Below are 21,138 nucleotides of genomic sequence, written 5' to 3'. Positions count from 1 at the left end.
GCTAAACGCTCGCGTACTTCACCTGCGGGCTGGCTGCGGGCGATGATTGTAGCCAGCGTCGCCACCGCTACCTTGGGTGTTAGTAGCGCGCTTTTTGCCGACTTTAGCCGCTTAGGTCAGCTGCAAAATAAAGGCTTTTCGATCAGTGCTGAAGCACGCCTACTAGATGTGGATGCCGGCAGTAATGACTTGCTGGGAAGCCTTAACCCCGAACGTCAGCTCTCTCCCGCGTCGGTTACTAAAGCGTATCTGGCGGCAGCGGCGCTTAATCGCTATGGCCCTCAACACCGCTTTACCAGCCAACTGGTGAGCGCGGGCACTGTTGATAGCGGCGTGCTGCGCGGCGACCTTGTATTTGAAGGCGGCGGTGACCCTGGCCTGACCACAGAGGATTTATGGCGCCTTGTGCAGCGCCTTCAGCTTTCTGGGGTGCGCGAAGTTGACGGTGCGCTGGTGATTAGTCAGTGGCGCTTTGGCCCAGTGGAGTGCCTTACCACCGACCGCTGTAACGCGCGTACCCGGGTAGCGAATGCTTACAGTGCTCCGCTTACCTCTGCTGGGGTTAACTTTGGCACCTGGTGTGTCAATGTAGCGCCGGCTAATAGCGCAGGAGAGCCCGCCCGTGTGGGGCTATGTGACAGCCCGCAACCGTTGATTGCGATCGATAATCAAGTGGTGACGCGGCCAGCCAATAGCGGTACGGAAATTAGCGCTGAACGTATTACCGATGAGCGCGGCGATGTGATGCGCCTGACGGGGCAAATCTCGACCAATGCTGCTGCCAGGGATGTCTACCGTGGTGCAGGGGACGCTGCAGAAAAAACCGCCCAAGTACTGCTGAGCATGCTAAACCAGGCGGGAATTACGGTACGCGACCCTTGGCGGGTCAGCAGCACGCGGCCCGCCGGCGCGCAGCGTTTAGCGGCGGTGGATAGTATGCCGCTGCAGGAACTGCTGCTGCGCACCATGAACTACTCCAATAACTACATGGCCGACGTGCTGGCGCTTAACTTAGTGGAAACACCCCAGGCACAGCTGCGGCAAGCGGGGCAAGCCATCGAAGCCTACGCCCAGAGCTTGCCAGGGCACGGCCCACTGACGTTTTCCAGCGGCAGCGGTTTAACCACCGACAACCGCACCTCGGCCCAAGGCGTGAACGTGATGTTGGAGGATATGTTTCACCAAAGCGCGCTGTTCCCAAGCTTTGTGGCGTCTTTTCAATCCCCTGCCAACGGCGTAATGCGTTTTATACGCCGAGGCTCACCGACCTTCCAGAACAACGTTATGGTTAAAACCGGTACGCTAAACCAACCCTTTGCGGTGCGTGCCATTGCTGGGTATTTCCGTACCGCCCAGGGGCGATGGGGCGTTTTTACTGTGTTAGTGAACGGCAGTGGTAGCACCCCTTATCTTAGTTGGTCTGAGGTGCTCGACCCACTGTCGCTGGATTTGGACGCAATGATACTGGCTAACTAATGATGAATTATTTGCAGGGTGGGGAGCGTGCATGAAGCCAAGGCATACCGGGTTAACCCATTTAATGCATTCCACACGCTATTCGTGGAAAGGCCTTAAAGCCGCATTTAGAAACGAAACCGCCTTTCGTCAAGAGGTAGTGATTACTGCCGTATTACTACCTTTAGCGTGGTGGATCGCAGACACGTCAATCAGTTGGCTGCTGCTGGTAGGCAGCCTGTTTCTGGTACTGATAGTGGAGCTGCTTAATAGCGCCGTTGAAAACGTGGTCGACCGTATAGGGACCGAGCATCATGAACTTTCAGGGCGGGCGAAGGATATAGGCTCTGCAGCGGTGATGCTTTCGCTGATAATGGCGGGGCTAACATGGGGCGTGCTTGGCTGGCAGAAATTCTTTGGCTAAGGTTTTGATAGTTTAAATAATAATTTAAAACGCTTGTTAGCGAGGTAGTTATGCAATTGAACGATGCGTTTTTACCTAGAGAAGTGCTGCCGTCGCCGCTTAAGCCGATTGCACAAAAAGCGTGGCAACGGCTGAGTGAGTCCCTGAGTCAAGCAGATAATGTGGCGGAAATGACCAAGCAGCCGCTGCCCTCTAGCATCTGGGAGGCGCTTTCTGTGCCACGTCGGGAAGCCCTTGCCAAGGTACTTAGCGTATCGACATTTGCCTTAGACACCTTAACGCGCTTTCCTCACTGGCTGGTGGAGCTGGACGTTGCCGGTGAGCTTGATGCTGCACCGAGTAAAGATGCCCAGGCGCGCTGGTTGGAAGAAGCGCTGGAAAATGCTGACGATGAAGAGGCGATGCACGGCGTTATTCGCCGTTTTCGTCGTGCCCGAATGCTGGGTATTGTTTGGCGCGACCTTAATCGCCCCGCTGGCTATAGCATGTGGGATACCGCCCAATCAGTATCGTGGTTAGCGGAAGTCTGTATTGAAGCCGCGTTGGCGTGGCTAGAGCACTTCTACGCGCCACGTTGGGGGCTGCCAGCCCCACGGAATGACGGCGACCCCCAGCGGCTGGTGGTGCTGGGGATGGGTAAGTTAGGGGCCGGTGAGCTGAATTTATCCTCGGATATCGACCTGATTTTCGCATTCCCCGAAAAAGGCGAAACCGAAGGGGGGCGTAAGCCCCTAGCGCATCAGGAGTACTTCACCAAGCTTGGGCAGCGCTTGATCGCCGCGCTGGATGCCATGACTGCCGACGGTTTTGTCTTTCGAGTCGACATGCGTCTGCGCCCCTTAGGCGATGGCGGTCCCTTAGTGGGTAGTTTCTCCATGCTCTCCAGCTACTATCAAGACCAGGGCAGGGAGTGGGAGCGCTACGCCATGCTAAAAGCGCGCCCCGTTGCCGGCGATTTAGAAGCGGGCGATGAGCTTTTAGCAAGCCTTCGGCCGTTTGTTTACCGCCGCTACCTGGATTTTGGTGCGATTGAGTCGCTGCGCGAGCTAAAAGCGATGATTAATCGCGAAGTTAAGCGCAAAGGTATGCAGAGCAATATCAAGCTGGGGCCGGGCGGCATACGTGAGGTAGAGTTCGTGGTTCAGGCGTTCCAGCTTATTCGCGGCGGCCGGGATACCGAGCTTCAGGTGAGTTCGCTAAAAACAGCGCTGAACCGCCTTCCGGCATTAGGGCTATTACCTCAAGGCGTGGTCGACGAACTGCTGCCGGATTACGCCTTCCTGCGGGATGTGGAGCATGTTCTCCAGGCACTCGAAGACCGCCAAACCCAAATGCTGCCAACCGATGACGTTGACCGGGAGCGCGTGGCCTTCGCCATGGGGCATGAAGATTGGCCAGGGCTAGTGGCACAGCTAGATGAAGTGCGCCAGCGGGTGCGTCAGCACTTTGATGCGGTGATTGCTGACCCCGAGGAGGACGTTGAAGAGGGCAGCGACGAATCAAGCCTTAGCCTAGATCAATGGCGCTTAATCTGGCGTGGTGAGCTAGAGCATGAGGAAGCGCTTGCCCCCTTGGCTGAGGCTGGCTTCAAAGAGCCTGAAAAAGTGCTCAAGCGTCTGCATAGTCTCTACCACTCCCGCCAAGTGCAGAGCATGCAGCGTATTGGTTTTGAGCGTCTGGATGCCCTGATGCCGCTACTGCTGGATGCCGTGGCGGAGAGTGAAACGCCGGATACCGCGCTTGCCAGAGTGCAGCCGTTGATTGAGTCAGTGTTGCGCCGCACAGCATACCTAGCTCTGCTGCGCGAAAACCCCCATGCGCTTGAGCATTTAATGCGCCTGTGTTCGGCAAGCCCATGGATTGCCGAACAGCTGGCCCGCTACCCGATTCTGCTGGATGAGCTGCTCACCCCAGAAACGCTCTATACCCCCGCAGACAAAGAACGCCTTGCCGATGAACTGCGCCAAACCCTAAACCGGCTGCCGGAAGACGATGATGAGGCTCAGCTAGAAGCGCTGCGGGTATTCAAACACGCGCAAATGCTTCACGTTGCCGCTTCTGATGTGGCGGGAACCCGCCATCTCATGAAAGTAAGTGATTACTTAACCTATATCGCTGAAGTGATTTTAGATGCGGTACTGGCCATGGCATGGAAACACGTTACCCGTAAGCACGGGGTTCCTAAAGGGCTTAATGCTCAAGAACCCGCGTTTTTGATTATCGGCTACGGCAAGCTAGGAGGGATTGAGCTTGGCTACGGCTCTGATCTGGACCTGGTGTTTCTCCATGACAGCGATGGTAAGGGCAGTACTGATGGCCCTAGGCCGGTGGATACGCCGGTGTTTTTTGCTCGCTTGGGGCAGCGTATTATCCACCTATTAACGGCGGTCACTCCGGCTGGCAGCCTCTACGAAGTAGACATGCGCCTACGTCCTTCAGGCAACGCCGGGTTGCTGGTAACGTCGCTTGCCGCCTTCGCCGAGTATCAGCGCCAAAATGCCTGGACCTGGGAGCATCAGGCCCTGGTACGCGCCCGGGTAGTTGCCGGGAGCACAGCCTTAGCAGAAGCCTTTGATAAAGTGCGTGGCGATATCCTTTGCCGCGAGCGAGACCGTGAAAGCCTACGCGGTGATGTGGTCAGTATGCGCCATAAAATGCGCGACCATTTAGGCACGAAAGGGCCAGGGGCAAGAGGGCAGGCGACGGCAGATGCTGCGAGTGATGATGAGACAGCGCAGTTTGACTTGAAGCACGACGCTGGCGGCATGGTGGATATCGAGTTTCTCTGCCAGTACGCCGTGCTGGCGCTGGCGCATCAAACACCGTCGCTAATTACGTACAGCGATAATATACGAATTTTAGAAACCCTCTCGGCGAGTGGGCATATCTCTCAAGCAGAGGCTGATCAGCTACGTGAAGCCTATCTGGCTTACCGAAGCCGCACCCACCGCGTCGCGTTGACGGGAGAAAAAAACACCGTGAAAGCAGGCGAGTTTAAAGACCCGCGCGAATTTGTTATTGCACTTTGGCAGCGTTTTCTAGAGACATGATTGGCGGCCTAGCACTTTTTAAGTAGCATCAGCAGGGGAGTTAGCCTGATAACAAATTATTCCGAATAACGATAAGGAACACTGCGATGCTGGCACTGCGCGACGTGACTGTTCGCCCGGAAGTGACGCATTTATGACAGGGCATATTCTTGCAACGCTGCTGCCGGTGTTTCTTATTGCGGGTTGTGGTGCGGCTTATGGGCGCTTCCGCACGCCGGATATTAGAAGTCTCAATACCCTCAATATGGAGCTTTTTGTACCGCTTTTGGTCTTTGCGGTACTCGCCGACCGCCAGGCGCCGTTGGCAGATTATGCATGGCTTGCCACCGCCGCGGTGGCCGTTGTTTTAGGCTCTGGGCTGCTGCTGTGGCCCGTTGCTAAATGGCTGACGCTGGACTTAAAAGTATTCCTGCCGCCGATGATGTTTAACAACTCGGGCAATATGGGGGTGCCGCTGCTGGTGCTCGCTTTTGGGCCAGAAGCGCTTCCTGCGGCGGTTGTGGTGTTTATCGTCGAAATGCTTCTCCACTTCTCGGTAGGGCTTTATATGCTCGACCCGCGCACGTCGCTGTGGCGGCTGCTGCGCATGCCGATTGTCGCGGCTAGCGTAGCGGGTTTGGCGTTTAACGTGGGTGGGGTGCCGCTCCCCAGCTGGCTGCTGGAAGCGATGCACATGCTGGGAGGGGTGTGTATACCATTGATGCTGTTTGCGCTGGGCGTACGCTTACTAGAGATTGACTTTAGTGACTGGCGCACGGGGCTTCTGGGCGCGGTGCTTTGCCCGCTCTCCGGCGTCGTTATTGCGCTACCGCTCATGTGGTTGTTGCCCCTTAACCCGCTACAAACTGCGGTATTGCTGGTGTTTGCAGCGCTACCCCCAGCGGTGCTTAATTACTTGGTCGCCGAGCAGTACAAATTGCAGCCACAGAAAGTGGCGTCGTTGGTACTGATTGGTAACTTGGGTAGCTTGATCGTGATGCCATTGACGCTGGCTGCGGCGTTTGCCTGGATTTATGCGCCGCTTTAATAGCGACGCTTTAAAGCCAGGTATTAACACGCTGAGTATGAATATGGCGACAAAATAGATCGCGCGTGGTCAGAAGACGCGCTAATAAAAAGCGTGGTGTTCGCAACGAGTGAAACGTTAGCGACGATGAGTTTCGTCTTTAACTTCATAACTGCCTTCAAGCGCATCATATTGATTGGGCTGATGCCGCGAACTAGCATAACCACTACCGATATCCTGCGCTTGGTCAGCACGCATTTGCTCCATTCGCTTTTTCATCTTATGGCGAACAAAAGGCATCATTGCCCAGCCAATCAGCAAGAAGAACAAGCCGAGCAGCACGCCAACAATCATCAAGGCGCCAAACGCAAGCCAAGTGAGCAGTAGCTTTAAATTGCCCAGTAAGCCTGTAGGCTGCGTTTGAGTTGCCCTCGCACGCCATTGATTGGCAGCCTGCCAAGCAGCGTTACGTTGGTCACGATTCATCTGTGGCATGTAAGCCTCCATCGTTCATTTGCCTCATTGGAACATAGAGGCGCTATCAAGTTCACTGCTAGATGATCCACCCATCAGCACACATGCGATTGCGATGCTCAAATGTTAGGATTTACCTATACGTGCCAGACAGATGTGCATAATGCTTATCTAATAAGGAGGTTCTATGACAAGTCATGGAGGAAAGTCGGTGTTTGTCGCGTCAGCGATTATCATTTTCGGCTTAGTTGTAGTGGGGGCCGCTTTTCCTGTGGGCTTTGGTAATGCGGCGGAATCGGCATTAGCCACGGTGACTGAGCTGTTCGGTTGGTTTTATCTCTTCTCGGTATTTGGCTTTGTCATCTTTTTATTCGGATTAGCGCTGAGCAAATACGGCAAAGTGCGCCTTGGGCCCCAAGATAGCACCCCAAACTACACGTTTTTCTCCTGGATAAGCATGCTGCTGGCCGCGGGGTTTGGTGTGGGCTTAGTGTTTTACGGCATGGCAGAACCCATGAGCCACTATATCAACCCGCCCTATGGGGATATGCCTGCTGAAACCGAAGCCGCCGCGCGATATGCCATCCAGTACAGCTATTTTAACTGGGGCATTCATCAATGGGCTGCCTTCGCCGTGGTGGGTTTAATCATTGCCTATTTTCAGTTTCGTAAAGGGCAGGCGGGGCTTGTCTCCTCGGTGCTTTCATCGGTCACTGCAAAGCATCCCCGGGTTCGCCCTTACGCTTCCTGGTTGGATGTGTTTGCCGTCGTTGCCACGGTGATGGGGGTGGCGACCTCTCTTGGGTTAGGTGTTCTGCAAATGAACGGCGGCCTTAACGCGGTCTTCGGCCTACCAGAGAATGGCTTTTGGCAGTTTGTTATTCTCTTTGTGATGTTCTGTGCCTATATGCTTTCTACGTGGTCGGGGCTTGATAAAGGGATTAAGCGGCTGTCGAATTTAAATATGATCCTGTGTATTGGCTTAATGCTCTATGTGCTGGTAACGGGGCCGACCATTGCCATTCTTGAAACCATTACGCTTGGCATTGGTGATTACCTACAAAACTTCATCGGTATGAGTCTCCGTATTTCACCTTATAGCGATAATGAGTGGGCCAGTAGCTGGACAATTTTCTACTGGGCCTGGGTCATTGCATGGTCGCCGTTTGTTGGCACTTTCATTGCCCGTGTTTCCCGTGGTCGGACTATTAAAGAGTATGTATTTGGCGTATTACTGGTTCCACCGCTGCTGGCCTGCCTATGGATGGGCGTATTTGGCGGTGCCGCGCTGCACATGGAGCTAAGTGGCGACAACGTGGGGCTTGCCGCTGCCACCCAAGCGAATATCACTGTTGCCCTGTTTGAGATGTTCGAGCTAATGCCTTTCTCAAACGTGCTATCGGTCGTGGCGATGCTGCTGATCTTTATTTTCTTGGTAACCTCGGCGGATTCAGCGTCCTATATCGTGGCGCAAATGACGGATAACGGCTCGATCAATCCGCCGTTGTATAAACGAGTGATCTGGGGGGTATTAATTGCCGCTATCTGCTTCACGCTTATTGTGGCGGGCGGCTTATCAGGGCTGCAGTCGGCTGCAGTGCTTTCGGCACTACCGTTTACGTTTATTCTGTATATGATGATAGTAGTGCTAATACGTGAGCTGCGGGCCGACCGTAAAGCGATGCTGACCCAGCTCTATCGCCGCCATGGTGAAACGCCGGTTGGCGCAGACGCGTTTGAAGCCGAACAGTTGGGTGAAGAGGAGCGTTTACGGCGCTCGCCAAACGTCATCAATCGGCGCATCAATAGCTAGTCCTTAATAACCAGCCTCACTTGTGGGAGAGCGCACACATGGAACGAGCGTGCTAATGGCCCGGCAAGTACGTCACGGCGCAACGCGCCGGTCGTCTAAAAACGTGGCGTTTGACCGCTGGCTAGATCGGGTTGTCACCGTTGCTGTTGTGACTTCCATAGTGATCGGGTTAGCTGCCGTTGTTGCGCACTGGCTTTTGTGAAAACTGTCTGTTGTGAATACCGAACGTTGCAACGACTAACGCCCGGCCTAGCCGGGCGTTAGTCGTTGATTGTGCTCGAGCGGCAGTCCGTTGCCTGTCCCCCCCCTTTAGAGAGAGTCATCAATGCTGCCTGCTACTGCTGCACCGGTTGCTTCCTATGCATCGCGCCGCGAAATTTTTGGCTGGGCGATGTTCGATTTTGCCAATCAGGCCTATACCTTACTTATTATTACCGTTGTTTTTGGCGAGCTATTTACCACGGTGATTGTAGGCGACCGGGGAGACGGTTTTCGGCTTGCCAACTTTCTATGGAGTTTAGGGCTGGCCATCAGCTATTTGATGGTAGTAATAACAGCCCCATTGTGCGGTGCGGTGATGGACTACCGTGCTGAAAAAAAACGCTTTTTGCTCATTAGTTATCTTGCCACGGTGATGACGACTGCGATGCTCTATTTTGTGGAGCCAGGCTTTGTTGTGGCGGGGCTACTGCTAATTGTGCTCTCTAACTACGCGTACTCCATGGGAGAGTCCTTTATTGCAGCTTTTTTACCAGAGCTTGGGCCGCCGAATGCGCTGGGTAAGATTTCTGGTTTTGGTTGGGCATTAGGCTACATAGGTGGCCTCTTTGCTGCAGGGTTCACGCTGGCAGTGCTTGGCGAAGCCACGCTAGAGAATTTTGAACGGATACGCTGGGTAGGGCCTTTTGCTGCCGGTTTTTTCTTATTAGCTGCCATTCCGACGTTTTTATGGCTTAAAGAGCGGGGAACGCCGCAGCCTCGCGGCGTTGCCTATGGCCGCATCGCTAAACAGCGCGTACTATCGACGCTTCATGAACTCCGCTATTTCAAAGACTTAAGCATTTTCTTGGTGTCGCTGCTGTTTTCGATGGCAGGGGTCTACATCATTATTGCCTTTGCCTTTATCTATGGCGCCCAGGTCATTGGTTGGGATGAAAGCGTCCGCAATATCATGTTTATTATTGTACAAATTACCGCTGCTGCGGGGGCGCTCGGGTTTGGGTTTCTTCAGGACAGGCTGGGTGCCAAGCGCACGTATCAAATGACGCTGGCACTATGGGTAACGGCGATTGTGGCTATTTGGGCCACCCCAGAGTTAACTGTTTGGGCAAACAGTCGCTTTGGCTGGCAGTGGCAGGCGCAGCACGTGTTTTTAGTGGTGGGCTGTTTAGCGGGCCTAAGTTTAGGGTCTAGCCAGTCCGCTAGCCGGGCGCTTGTCGGGTTGTTTTCGCCACTGGCGAAATCAGCCGAATTTTTTGGTTTCTGGGGGTTGGCGAACAAGCTGGCGGGTGTGCTGGGGATTGTCATGCTCGGTGTGTTGCAAACGCTCATTGGTCTGCAAGCGTCTATTCTATTGTGTGTGGGACTATTTATTATCGCCATGCTGATTTGTGCAAGCGTTAATGAACGGCGAGGGCGCGAAGCCGCGCTCGCATGGAAAAGCGCATAGAAAAGCGTAAAGCCTAAGGAGGCGCATGACTTCATACACAGCGCAGCGCGGTGGTATCGTCATGATGCTGCTTTTCTGGGTGCTGCTTATCGGAGCAGGCACTTGGTTGGTTGACGGTGGCTTTGACAACATCATGACACCCAACGCCTATGTTATGAATGCCACGCCTGACGGTGGCCCTGTCACCCTAAAACGCACGCGCTCGGGGCATTTTGAGGCGCCAGGTGAGATTAACGGCAAACCGGTGACGTTTTTGCTGGATACCGGCGCTACCTACGTTGCAGTACCTCGGGATTTAGCCGCTAGCTTAGGCTTAGAACCAGGCCGCAGTGCCTGGTTTAATACGGCGAATGGGCGTGTCGAAGGCAGCTTGACCATGTTAGATGAAGTGGCTTTAGGCGGTATACGCGCAAACAATGTTCAGGGGTCGATTAGCCCAGGTATGGAGCGCGATACGGTGCTGCTTGGGATGAGTTTTTTAAACTTGCTGGCGATTGAAATGCGTGACGGTGAAATGGTGCTGAGCCTACCGTGACGTTGGATCAAACTTGTCAGCGGCGATATGTTGTGATTAGCTGGAAACTCATGGATGCCAACACGCTAAGGAGTTGCTATGGGTATTGAAGTAGGTGGTTTATTAGGTCTTGTTTGGCTCATTATTGTGATTTGGGCCGTGGTTAAGGTTGCTAAAAGCTCTGCTGGCGGTATAGCGAAGCTGTTATGGATCTTAGTATTGCTGTTTTTCCCACTGGTTGGTTTGATTGCCTGGTTCTTGCTTGGGCCCAAAGGGTAGCGAGTTGGACGCTGCTCTGTTTAGGCAAACACCACTAAAAAAGGCAGGCTCTAATGAGCCTGCCTTTTTTAGTGGTGTTTTTTCGTTACCTAAACATGGAGTTACGATAGGGTTGCTTAGTGAGTTAGTCAGGTAAGTTATTGCTGCTGGGAGGCGCTTTGTAATGCCCAGGGATCTTTAATTTTTCTCCATTGGGCAAGTCGCGCACTTGGGTGGGTACATAAATGCGCTTGATGACACTTTTAGTTTTGCCACTGTCCATCGCTCTCTCCTCCCGTCAGATTGTCGACAGTTAGTCTTAACTCACATTAGCGCTTGACGATGGAATAATCAAGGTGCTCCTGAACGGTTCAACAAGATAAGCAGGAAGAGGCAGGCGTTGGCGTGGTTTTGAGGTATCCTGAACACTACCACAACCTACTTTTAGCAAAAGAAAGTGGGTGTTTACACATACGACCTAAGCGGAGTGAAGAAAAAGGATGACAGATCACTTGGAGCAGCAATTTCAAGCACTTGGGTCACAAGAGCCAGCGGTGCCTGACTATCCTGATCAGGATCACGTGCTGATTATTGAAGATGACCAGCGCTTGGCGGAACTCACTCGTGATTACTTAGAGGCCAACGGCTTTCAAGTCACGCTAGAGTCCGACGGCGCGAAGGGTGTTGATCGCATTTTAACCCTGCAGCCTGATCTCGTCATTCTCGACTTAATGCTGCCAGGGGAAGATGGGTTAGCTATTTGTCGGCGTGTGCGGCCTAATTTTGCCGGCCCTATCATGATGTTGACCGCCCGCACCGATGATTTAGACCAGGTGCTGGGGCTAGAAATGGGGGCGGATGACTATGTGCCCAAGCCGGTTCAGCCGCGGGTACTGCTGGCCCGTATGCGTGCCCTACTGCGGCGTGCTGATGGCCCCTCCGCCGATGGCGAAATGCGCCTTAAGTTTGAGAATTTGGAGATAGATAACGCGACCCGAGAGGCGTGGTTATCTGGCGAGCGTATTGACCTAACCAGCGCAGAATTTGATCTCTTGTGGTTATTAGCCCGCAATGCTGGCCGGGTACTGACCCGAGAAGAGATCTTTAGCGATTTGCGTGGTATCAAATACGATGGGCAAGATCGTTCAATTGATGTGCGTGTCTCGCGTATTCGGCCCAAAATTGGCGACGATCCCAACCAGCCTCACCGCATTAAAACAGTGCGTAGCAAAGGCTATCTTTTTGTTAAAGACAGTTAATTAGAGAGGTTCGCCTTATGCGGCGAGTGCTCAGCCACGGCTCTTTTTTAAGGTTCTATTTACTGCTGGGGCTAGCGTTGTGTGTGGTATTCCTGATTGCTTTGGGTGGGCGCTCGTTTATTGAGCAGGTTCGCCGTGAGGATTACCGGGAGCAGCTCGCCGCACTGCCTATGTCACTAATGACCCAGCAGCTTGCTGATTTACCCGTGGCGCAGCGTGAAGAGCGCCTTGGCCGATTCTCTGAAACACTGGGAATGCAGCTATCGCTACGCTCGCTGGAAGACGCTGAGCTTGGCTATTTTGAGCGAACTCGCATAGAGCGGGGCAATGTGGTGGTAGCGGAATCGCCATGGCGGCTTCGCCAGCGGCTACCCTCAGGCAACGACGAGGGTAGCTGGATGCTGGAAGCCACCCTGGTGGCGTGGAGCGAGCGGCAGTGGCAGGGCAGTCTTGTGCTGTTGGGCGAGTGGCTTGCTGACACGCCCGCCAATGAGCGGGCAACCGCTATGGCATCGTTACGAGCAGGCAGTTGGCCACTCACGTTACTCTCCACGCTGCCTGACGACCTAACGCTCGAACAGCAGTTTCAACTAACGCTGGGCGGGGTTCTTACGCGGCTTGCGACCGATAAACTGGCAATCACCTTACTCTATCAGCTACCTAACGAAAGCCAGTGGGTGCAGGCTGGCCCCATCTCCCGTGGCGATACGTTGCCAGTGAACCTGCACTTGCCGCTATTAGTCGGCTTAATGATTGTACTTAGCCTCATTGTCTACTTAATTATGCGCAGTATTGAAGCCCGGATGGCACGCCTGGAACTTGCGGCCACGCGGATTGCCAGCGGGCGTTTAGAAACCCGCGTTAAAGTAGAGAGTGGTGACTTTTTAGGTCGTGTCGGCATGGCGTTTAACGGCATGGCAAATCAAGTACAAACCTTACTGCGTGGGCAACAGGAGATGATCCGCGCCGTTTCCCATGAACTGCGCACGCCCGTGGCGCGTATTCGCTTTGCGGTACAAATGGTTGAAGATATGACCGATCAGCCCGCTATTCGGCGCCAACTCCAGGGAATTGACGCCGATATCGCAGAGCTTGATGAGCTTGTCGATGAAATCCTCACCTATGCCCGTTTAGGCGGCGAAACCATTAATGGCGCTGAGTTAGAGATGGCGCTGGTCGAGTGCCGAGCAATGGCTGAGCGCGTCATTGATACGCTGTCGCCGCTGCATAAAGGGTTGAGCTTAACCCTTGATCCTGGCGATGATATTGAGCTGTACGCTGAACCCCGCTACCTGCAGCGGGCACTGCAAAACCTGGTAGGTAACGCGTGCCGCTATGGCAAATCCCAGGTAGTGATTCGCCTGTGTGGTGAGCCTAACCTCGTGCGTATTGATGTTGAAGATGACGGCCCCGGTATCCCCCTTGAAGCACGTGGCGATATTTTCAAACCTTTTGCACGGTTAGATGATAGCCGCGCCCGCAGCTCCGGTGGCTATGGGCTGGGGCTCTCCATCGTCCAGAAAATCATGGCGGGTCACCGGGGGAGTGTCACCATCGATACCAGCCCTACCCTGGGGGGCGCACGCTTTACGCTGCTGATTCCTCGTCGCGATTTGCCGGCTTAATACCGGTTAGCACAGCAAAGGAGGTTTCCCGGGCGGTGCGTAAAAAGTCCTGCATCCATGGCGTGTCTAGGTTGTCTTTACGAATCGCGGCGTATAGCGTGCTCCAAATACCGTTTTCACCTAATTTAACGGCGCACACGTAATCGCGCTCTAAATACTCGGTGAGCGCCCAGTTCGGCAGCGCGCAGACGCCGCGCCCACTGGCCACTAGCTGCATCATCATGATGGTTAGCTCGGCGGTGCGAATCTCTTTCGGCCGTACATTGGCGGGGGATAAGAACTGGCTAAAGACATCCAGCCTGGCGTGTTCTACCGGATAGGTGATCAGCGTCTCTTCGGCAAGCGCTTGGGGTTCGATAAACGCCTGTCCCGCAAAATCATGCTGTCGTGCAACGGCCAGCAGCCCCTCGTAACGAAAGAGTGGCGCATAGTGAATGCCCTCTAGCGGCTGGGGGTCAGCGGTAATCACCAAGTCCAACTGCTCGCGGGCAAGTGCGGGCAACGGGTCGAAGTGGTGGCCGCTGGGAATATCAATCTCCACTTCTGGCCAGTGATCGCGAAAATAATCCACCGTAGGCATCAGCCACTGAAAACAGCTATGGCACTCAATGGCCATATGCAGCCGCCCCTGTTCCGTGCCTGCTAAGCGGGCTAGGTCCCGCTCAGCTTTACGCACCGCAGGCAGAATCTCATCAGCCAACGCCAGAAGACGCAGCCCTGCCCGGGTAAATTCAACGGGGCGGGTTTTACGCGCGAATAGAGGGCTGTCTACTCGGCTTTCCAAGTCTTTAAGTTGGTGCGATAAGGCCGACTGGGTGAGGTGTACGCGCTCAGCAGCCTCTACCAGGGAGCCGGTTTCTCGCAGAGCAAGCAGCGTTCGCAGATGGCGTAATTCAATCATTGTGATTTTATTTCATTTTGGGTATTAAAAACTTTAGTTTGATTCACCTTTTGTAGGTGGTCAGACTGTGAGAAGTCATTCACGTTGGAAGGATTCATCATGACAGTTTCTCATATTCTCGGCTATCCCCGCATTGGCGCTCAGCGCGAACTCAAGAAAGTAACCGAAGCCTACTGGAGAGGTGAGGTAACCCGTGAAGAGTTAGAGGCAACAGGACAGGCGCTGCGTCTGCACCATTGGCAAACGCAGCAAAACGCTGGCTTGGATTTTGTTAGCGTTGGCGATTTTGCATTCTATGATCAGGTGCTTAATGTTTCAGTGATGCTGGGCGCCGTGCCAGGGCGCTTTGGCGCTCAAAAAGAGGTCTCTGCGGGAGACGTAACGCTAGACACGGCCTTTCGCATGGCGCGTGGCCGTGCGCCTAGCGGCAAACCTGCGGCCGCCTGCGAAATGACCAAATATTTCGATACCAATTACCACTACCTGGTGCCGGAACTGCATGAAAGACAGACGTTTACGCTGGCTTCTCAGCGCTTGTTTGACGAAGTGGAGGAAGCCCTGCAGGCAGGCTTTACGCCCAAAGTAACCCTGACCGGCCCGCTGACCTGGCTGTGGTTGGGCAAAACCAAGGGCAGCGACTTCGACCGCTTAACGCTGTTGGATAGCGTGCTGGAGGTGTATAGCGATATTTTGTCTCGCCTGGCGACCCAGGGCATTGAGTGGGTGCAGTTGGATGAGCCTGCGCTGGTGCAGGATTTGCCCCAAGCGTGGCAACAGGCGTTTGAGCGCGCTTATCATCGCTTGCAGTCGGCACCGGTTAAGGTACTGGTCGCCACGTATTTTGGCGCGCTGGGCGACAACCTCTCATTAACTACCCGCTTACCCGTGGCAGGACTGCATATTGATGCGGTTCGTGCGCCCCAGCAGATTGACAACGTGATTGATCGGTTAAACCCGCACCAAGTGCTTTCTATTGGCTTCGTGGATGGGCGCAACATTTGGCGCGCGGATTTAGCTGCACTGCGTGAACGCTTACTGCCCCTAAAAGTACGCCTTGGACAACGGTTATGGTTAGCGCCAAGCTGCTCACTGCTACACGTACCGGTAGACCTGACTCAGGAAGCTGAGCTAGATAGCGATTTAGTGAGCTGGCTGGCCTTCGCGCGCCAAAAGATTGATGAAGTCGTTACGTTGGCACGTCTCGTCGATAATTGTGCCACTGCCTTAGACGAGCAGCGGGTGAGCGAAGCAACACGGGCCTTAGATACTCGCCGAGAGTCCGCGCGCATTCACCAGCCGTCGGTAAGCCAGCGTCTAGCGGCGATTACCAAGCAGGATAGTCAGCGTTGTTCTCCGTACGCGCAGCGCGCTGTGGCTCAGCGGCGGTCGCTGGCACTGCCGCTGTTTCCCACCACCACGATAGGCTCTTTTCCACAAACGAATGATATTCGCGCGGCACGACGGGCATTTAAAGCAGGTGAACTTAGTCAAGCTGACTACGAAGCGCGTATGCGTAAAGAGATCGCCTACGCCGTTGAGCGACAGGAAGCGTTAGGGCTAGATGTGCCGGTGCACGGCGAAGCCGAGCGTAACGACATGGTGGAGTACTTCGGCGAGCAGCTAGAGGGCTTTGCCTTTACCCGCCTTGGTTGGGTGCAAAGTTACGGTACCCGCTGTGTTAAGCCGCCGATTATTTTTGGTGACGTCACGCGTCCGACGCCGATGACCGTCCGCTGGAGCGAGTTCGCCCAAACTCTGACCCAAAAACCGATGAAAGGGATGCTTACCGGGCCGGTCACCATCTTACAGTGGTCGTTTGTTCGCGATGACCAGCCCCGGGCCACTACCTGTCGACAGATCGCCTTGGCGCTGCGCGATGAGGTGGTGGACCTGGAAAAAGCCGGTATTCAGGTGATCCAGATTGACGAGCCAGCGCTACGCGAAGGGCTGCCGCTGCGTCAGCAAGAGTGGCAAGGCTACCTGGATTGGGCCGTGGAAAGTTTTCAGCTAAGCGCTGCAGGCGTGGCTGATAGCACACAGATTCATACCCACATGTGCTATTCGGAGTTTAACGACATTATCGGCGCCATTGCGGCACTCGACGCCGATGTGATCACCATCGAAACCTCCCGCTCAGATATGCAGCTACTGGATGCGTTTCAGGACTTCGCCTACCCGAATGAAATTGGGCCAGGAGTGTATGACATTCATACTCCGAATATCCCCGAAGTGAGCTGGATGGTTGATTTGATGGAGAAAGCCTTGGAAAAGATCCCCGCCGAACGGCTGTGGGTGAATCCCGACTGCGGTTTGAAAACCCGTGGGTGGGCAGAAGTAGAGTCGGCTTTGGCTAACATGGTGGAGGCCGCCAAGATATTAAGACAGCGCTACGCTTAAAGAGCGAGCATTGGTGAAGAGTGAGTATTGATGCATTACCCCGCTGCACTAGGCAGCGGGTTTTTTTGATGGGGTTTGTAGATATACAGCTAGCTTTTTGACGCGTAGGCGTAGAGCAACGTTTCTTGAGCGCTAATGGCATCGCTGCTACCAGGATCCTGTAGCTGATAGCTGCCGTCGCTCTGCAGTAGCCAGCTTTGGCAGTTATCGACCAGGTAGGTTTCTAAGTCTTTACGAACCCGGTTGGCGAGCTTCTTATCCAGCAGCGGGAAGCAGGTTTCAACTCGGTGGAACATATTGCGCGACATAAAATCAGCGCTTGAGCACCAGATTTCCGATTTGCCGTCGTTGTGGAAGTGAAACACCCGGGTATGCTCCAAAAAACGACCAATTATAGAACGCACGCGAATATTCTCCGAGACGCCTTCAATGCCTGGTTTAAGGCAGCACATTCCACGGATAATCAGGTCGCACTCCACCCCTGCCTGGGATGCACGGTACAGCGCTTTAATCAGCTTGGGTTCTGTCAGTGAATTGCATTTGATAATGATATGACCACGCTTGCCCTTGCGGGCTAACTGGGCCTCACGGTCGATCATCTCTACCAAACGCTCGTGCAGGGTAAAGGGTGCATGGAGCAGGGTATCGATTTTTCGTGCACGGCCCATACCGGAAAGCTGCTGAAAGACTTTGTGCACGTCGGCACACAGTGCTGTGTTCGAAGTTAGCAGGCTGTAGTCGGTATACAGTTTGGCGGTTTTAGCGTGGTAGTTACCGGTTCCCAAGTGGGCATAGTAGCGTAGCTCGTTTTTTTCTCGGCGTACGATATGCAGCATTTTAGCGTGAGTTTTATAGGCCATAATGCCGTAAATCACAATGGCTCCAGCTTCTTGTAGCCTTGCAGCTAGCTGTAGATTGTCCGCCTCGTCAAAGCGCGCCCGTAGCTCTATCACCACAGTGACTTCCTTGCCGTGGCTAGCGGCTTCCACCAGGGCACTCACAATAGAAGAGTCGGCGCCGGTTCGGTAAAGCGTCTGCTTAATGGCCAGCACGTCCGGGTCGCGGGCAGCCTCGCGAAGGAGGTCCTCAATTGGCGAAAAGGCTTGAAATGGGTGATGCAGCAATATGTCGCTTTTAGCGATAGCGCTAAACAGGCTGCCGCCCTTGAGCACTTTGGGCACGCTGGGTGTGAAAGGCCGATACAGCAGTTCTGGGCGGTCAACATCGCCGAGTACTGCCATCATGCGGGTTAAGTTAACGGGCCCTTGTACCCGGTATAGGTCATTGGTTTCCAACTCAAATTGGCGCAGTAGAAAGTCGGCAAGATCATCGGGGCAGTTGTCGGCTACCTCCAAGCGTACGCCACTGCCATAGCGGCGGGCCAGCAGTTCGCCGCGTAGTGCCGAGGCAAGGTCGGAGACCTCTTCCGGGTCAACGGTCATATCTGCATTCCGCGTAAGCCGGAACTGGTAGCAACCGCGTACACGCATGCCAGGGAACAGCTCCTCGGCATGAGCGTGAATCATGGAGGATAAAAACACATACTCCGAAAAGCCCTCAGCGCAAAGTTCTTTGGGCAGGGCCATTAAGCGAGGCAGCGAGCGAGGTGCGGGAAGTATCGCCATTCCCCCCGCACGGCCAAAGGCGTCTTTACCCTCTAGCTCAACAATAAAATTAAGGCTTTTATTCACCAAGCGGGGAAAAGGGTGGGAGGGGTCCAGGCCGATAGGGCTAATCACCGGCATGATTTCGCGCTCAAAAAACGCCTGTACCCAGGCTTTTAGGGCATCATCCCACTGATCTCGGCGGCGAAAGCGTAGCCCCTGCGCCTCCAGGGCAGGCAGCAGCACCTCATTTAAAATTTGATATTGGCGCGCAATCTGCTGGTGGGCAATCTCGGAGACTTCTACCAGTAGCGCTTTAGGCAAGCGGCCGTCGGCGGCGGTGGTATCATCGCCCAGTGCTAGCTGATGCTTTAGGCCCGCAACGCGAATTTCAAAAAACTCATCCATGTTGGATGAAAAAATCAGCAGAAACATTAGTCGGTTAAGAAGCGGGTGCGCGTCATCCAGCGCTTGTTCCAACACGCGAATATTAAACTGCAAATGTGAAAGTTCGCGGTTGAAATAGAGCTGCGGGTCGTCCAAGTCGGCTTCCGAGTGGGACTCCCGTGCCTGCACACCGGTGGGCGTTCGATTGATGCGCAGTGGCAAGCTTTCCCCTTCGCCACTGTATGGCTCAGTAGGCGTTAATGGCATTGAATCTGATAGTTGGTTGTCCATAGCTGCCCCGCGTAAATGACCTATCTCAAGCATAGCGTGTTAACGCTTATTTACGGCAGTATGAAGGGGGTAGATGACAAACAGGTGTCACCTGTTTGTCATCTTAGCAGCGTAACTAGGGAAGTGAGAGGTTAGCGCTGTAGCAGGCGAGCGGCCTCAAGGGCAAAGTACGTTAATATTCCGTCGGCGCCGGCGCGCTTAAAGCACATCAGCGACTCAAGTATCACGGGTTCAGCCTCTAGCCAGCCGTTATCGAAGGCGGCGCGATGCATGGCGTACTCACCGCTTACTTGGTAGGCAAACGTAGGCACTTGCAGCTCGCTTTTGACACGGCGTACTACATCTAGGTAAGGCATGCCGGGTTTGACCATCACCATATCGGCGCCTTCAGCGATATCCATGGCAACCTCATGAAGTGCTTCATCGCTGTTGGCAGGATCCATCTGGTAAGTACGCTTATCCGCTTTGCCCAGGTTGGCAGCGGAGCCGACAGCATCGCGAAAGGGGCCGTAATAGTGAGAGGCATATTTGGCGCTGTAGGCCATAATGCGCACGTTGTGCAGGTGCTCCTGCTCCAGAACCTGACGGATGCCGCCAATGCGACCATCCATCATGTCGGAGGGGGCCACAACGTCGGCACCCGCTTCAGCGTGGGAGAGCGCCTGCTTGAGTAAGGTGTCTACGGTGCGGTCATTCAGCACATAGCCCTGCTCATCAATGATGCCGTCCTGACCATGAATGGTATAAGGGTCGAGGGCAACGTCGGTAATAATACCAAGCTCTGGTAGCGCCTCTTTTAGGGCACGTACGCAGCGCTGCACCAAACCGTTCGCGTTATAAGCTTCTTCCGCCAGTTCGCTCTTCTGCTCCTTGCCCACTACGGGGAAGAGTGCCAGCGCCGGAATGCCGAGGGCATGAGCTTCGCGGGCCTGTTCAATGAGCAGGTCGATGGATAAGCGCTCAACGCCTGGCATTGAAGCGACGGCTTCACGCTTGTTTTCACCCTCTAGCACAAACACCGGGAAAATAAGATCTGCCGGCGTTAACGTTGTCTCCTGCATCAGGCGACGTGAGAAGTCGTCACGGCGCATGCGGCGCATACGAGTGGCGGGGAAGTGACGGGTGCTTGGTATACTCAAAGGAGTTCTCCGCAAAACGCTAACATAAGGGTGCCCGTAGGCTTACAGTGAGTATATCAGCCATAACCTGCGGCGAAAGCCGCCTTGTGGCGGTTAGGCAGACTGACTAGAGTGAAACGTTTGCCAAGTCGCTAGGCAAGTGGTGAAAATAACGGCGACCATAAGGAGATAGGCATGACCAAACAGGTAGCAATCGTATTAGCAGGCTGCGGCGTTTTTGATGGTTCAGAAATTTACGAAACCACACTAACCCTGCTGCGCCTGGATCAGTTGGGCATTGGTTACCGCTGTTTTGCGCCGGATGTGGAGCAGCACCATGTGATTAATCATGTAACCCAGTCACCTGTTGAGAGGGAGGCGCGCAACGTACTGCAAGAGTCGGCCCGGCTGGCCCGAGGCGAGATCAGCCCTATCACCGAGCTAAATGCCGATGAATTTGACGCGGTGATTGTGCCCGGTGGGTTTGGTGCCGCTAAGAACTTGTCTGACTTTGCTACGCAAGGCGACAGCATGCAGGTGCTGGAGAGCCTAAAAGATGCGCTAGCGGGCTTTAAACAAGACGCTAAGCCCATTGGCCTAATGTGCATTGCACCGGTGATGGTGCCCCGTCTGCTGGGTGAAGGCATCGCAGTGACTATCGGCCATGACCCCGCCGTGTCAGGTGCCATCAGTGCTATGGGTGGGCTACACCGCAGCTGTAGCGTCGAGGATATTGTCGTGGACTTAGAGCATCGCGTCGTCACAACACCTGCCTATATGCTCGCCACGCGGATTAGCGAAGCCGCCACGGGTATCTTTAAATTGGTTGATCGTATTGATGAAATGATGGAGTGAACGAACGCTCGCCGCGGTTGAGTAAATAGAGCAAAAAA

The 21,138-nt window shown here is 54.3% G+C and carries 16 protein-coding genes; 12 read left to right on the top strand and 4 right to left on the bottom strand.

Features of this window, described 5'->3' with window-relative positions; all coding sequences use genetic code 11:
• Positions 1 to 42: 42 nt before the first annotated feature.
• The 4 genes from dacB to MOY_RS09660 all read left to right on the top strand — a co-directional run bounded on the left by dacB (position 43) and on the right by MOY_RS09660 (position 5,956).
• On the top strand, positions 43 to 1,476 hold the full coding sequence (dacB, locus tag MOY_RS09675; protein ID WP_035540546.1) for a D-alanyl-D-alanine carboxypeptidase/D-alanyl-D-alanine endopeptidase: 1,434 nt from the start codon (positions 43 to 45) through the stop codon (positions 1,474 to 1,476).
• Between the two features lie 31 nt (positions 1,477 to 1,507).
• On the top strand, positions 1,508 to 1,879 hold the full coding sequence (locus MOY_RS09670; RefSeq protein ID WP_009099138.1) for a diacylglycerol kinase: 372 nt from the start codon (positions 1,508 to 1,510) through the stop codon (positions 1,877 to 1,879).
• Positions 1,880 to 1,929: 50 nt separating this feature from the next.
• Positions 1,930 to 4,929, top strand: coding sequence for a bifunctional [glutamate--ammonia ligase]-adenylyl-L-tyrosine phosphorylase/[glutamate--ammonia-ligase] adenylyltransferase (gene glnE, locus MOY_RS09665; protein ID WP_009099136.1), 3,000 nt, complete (start codon positions 1,930 to 1,932; stop codon positions 4,927 to 4,929).
• 133 nt (positions 4,930 to 5,062) lie between these two features.
• Positions 5,063 to 5,956, top strand: a complete 894-nt coding sequence (locus MOY_RS09660) for an AEC family transporter (RefSeq protein ID WP_009099135.1) — start codon at positions 5,063 to 5,065, stop codon at positions 5,954 to 5,956.
• A 117-nt stretch (positions 5,957 to 6,073) separates the two neighbouring features.
• On the opposite strand, the gene MOY_RS09655 is transcribed toward MOY_RS09660, so the two are convergent.
• A complete protein-coding gene (locus MOY_RS09655; protein WP_009099133.1) occupies positions 6,074 to 6,430 on the bottom strand; it encodes a hypothetical protein in 357 nt (118 codons plus the stop codon).
• A 166-nt stretch (positions 6,431 to 6,596) separates the two neighbouring features.
• On the opposite strand from MOY_RS09655, the gene MOY_RS09650 reads away from it, so the two are divergent.
• The 6 genes from MOY_RS09650 to MOY_RS09625 all read left to right on the top strand — a co-directional run bounded on the left by MOY_RS09650 (position 6,597) and on the right by MOY_RS09625 (position 13,547).
• A complete protein-coding gene (locus MOY_RS09650) occupies positions 6,597 to 8,222 on the top strand; it encodes a BCCT family transporter (RefSeq protein WP_035540532.1) in 1,626 nt (541 codons plus the stop codon).
• Positions 8,223 to 8,547: 325 nt separating this feature from the next.
• Positions 8,548 to 9,891, top strand: a complete 1,344-nt coding sequence (locus MOY_RS09645; RefSeq protein ID WP_009099129.1) for an MFS transporter — start codon at positions 8,548 to 8,550, stop codon at positions 9,889 to 9,891.
• 25 nt (positions 9,892 to 9,916) lie between these two features.
• On the top strand, positions 9,917 to 10,426 hold the full coding sequence (locus MOY_RS09640) for a retropepsin-like aspartic protease family protein (protein WP_009099126.1): 510 nt from the start codon (positions 9,917 to 9,919) through the stop codon (positions 10,424 to 10,426).
• Between the two features lie 78 nt (positions 10,427 to 10,504).
• Entirely contained in the window at positions 10,505 to 10,684 is a 180-nt protein-coding gene (locus tag MOY_RS09635) for a PLDc N-terminal domain-containing protein (RefSeq protein ID WP_009099124.1), read from the top strand.
• Positions 10,685 to 11,163: 479 nt separating this feature from the next.
• Positions 11,164 to 11,922: a winged helix-turn-helix domain-containing protein gene (locus MOY_RS09630; RefSeq protein WP_009099122.1), complete on the top strand. Its 759-nt coding sequence runs from the start codon at positions 11,164 to 11,166 to the stop codon at positions 11,920 to 11,922.
• A gap of 17 nt (positions 11,923 to 11,939) precedes the next feature.
• A complete protein-coding gene (locus MOY_RS09625) occupies positions 11,940 to 13,547 on the top strand; it encodes an ATP-binding protein (RefSeq protein WP_009099120.1) in 1,608 nt (535 codons plus the stop codon).
• Here the strand turns inward: MOY_RS09625 and MOY_RS09620 are convergent.
• The gene (locus tag MOY_RS09620; RefSeq protein WP_009099117.1) at positions 13,510 to 14,448 is read right to left on the bottom strand and encodes a LysR family transcriptional regulator; all 939 of its coding nucleotides are present in this window, start codon (positions 14,446 to 14,448) and stop codon (positions 13,510 to 13,512) included. The two genes, MOY_RS09625 and MOY_RS09620, sit on opposite strands and share 38 nt — an antisense overlap.
• A 99-nt stretch (positions 14,449 to 14,547) precedes the next feature.
• On the opposite strand from MOY_RS09620, the gene metE reads away from it, so the two are divergent.
• Positions 14,548 to 16,845: a 5-methyltetrahydropteroyltriglutamate--homocysteine S-methyltransferase gene (gene metE / locus MOY_RS09615; RefSeq protein ID WP_009099115.1), complete on the top strand. Its 2,298-nt coding sequence runs from the start codon at positions 14,548 to 14,550 to the stop codon at positions 16,843 to 16,845.
• Between the two features lie 89 nt (positions 16,846 to 16,934).
• Here the strand turns inward: metE and ppk1 are convergent, their stop codons facing one another.
• Positions 16,935 to 19,127, bottom strand: a complete 2,193-nt coding sequence (gene ppk1 / locus MOY_RS09610) for a polyphosphate kinase 1 (protein ID WP_009099113.1) — start codon at positions 19,125 to 19,127, stop codon at positions 16,935 to 16,937.
• Between the two features lie 131 nt (positions 19,128 to 19,258).
• Complete coding sequence (gene hemB / locus MOY_RS09605) at positions 19,259 to 20,266, bottom strand: porphobilinogen synthase (RefSeq protein ID WP_009099111.1); 1,008 nt, start codon at positions 20,264 to 20,266, stop codon at positions 19,259 to 19,261.
• 174 nt (positions 20,267 to 20,440) lie between these two features.
• On the opposite strand from hemB, the gene elbB reads away from it, so the two are divergent.
• The gene (elbB, locus tag MOY_RS09600; protein ID WP_009099109.1) at positions 20,441 to 21,100 is read left to right on the top strand and encodes an isoprenoid biosynthesis glyoxalase ElbB; all 660 of its coding nucleotides are present in this window, start codon (positions 20,441 to 20,443) and stop codon (positions 21,098 to 21,100) included.
• The last annotated feature ends 38 nt before the right edge of the window (positions 21,101 to 21,138 follow it).

It is taken from the genome of Halomonas sp. GFAJ-1, from assembly GCF_000236625.2.
Lineage (GTDB): Bacteria > Pseudomonadota > Gammaproteobacteria > Pseudomonadales > Halomonadaceae > Vreelandella.
Note: the sequence above shows the minus strand (reverse complement) of the source record. Positions and strands in the feature narration are given on the sequence as shown.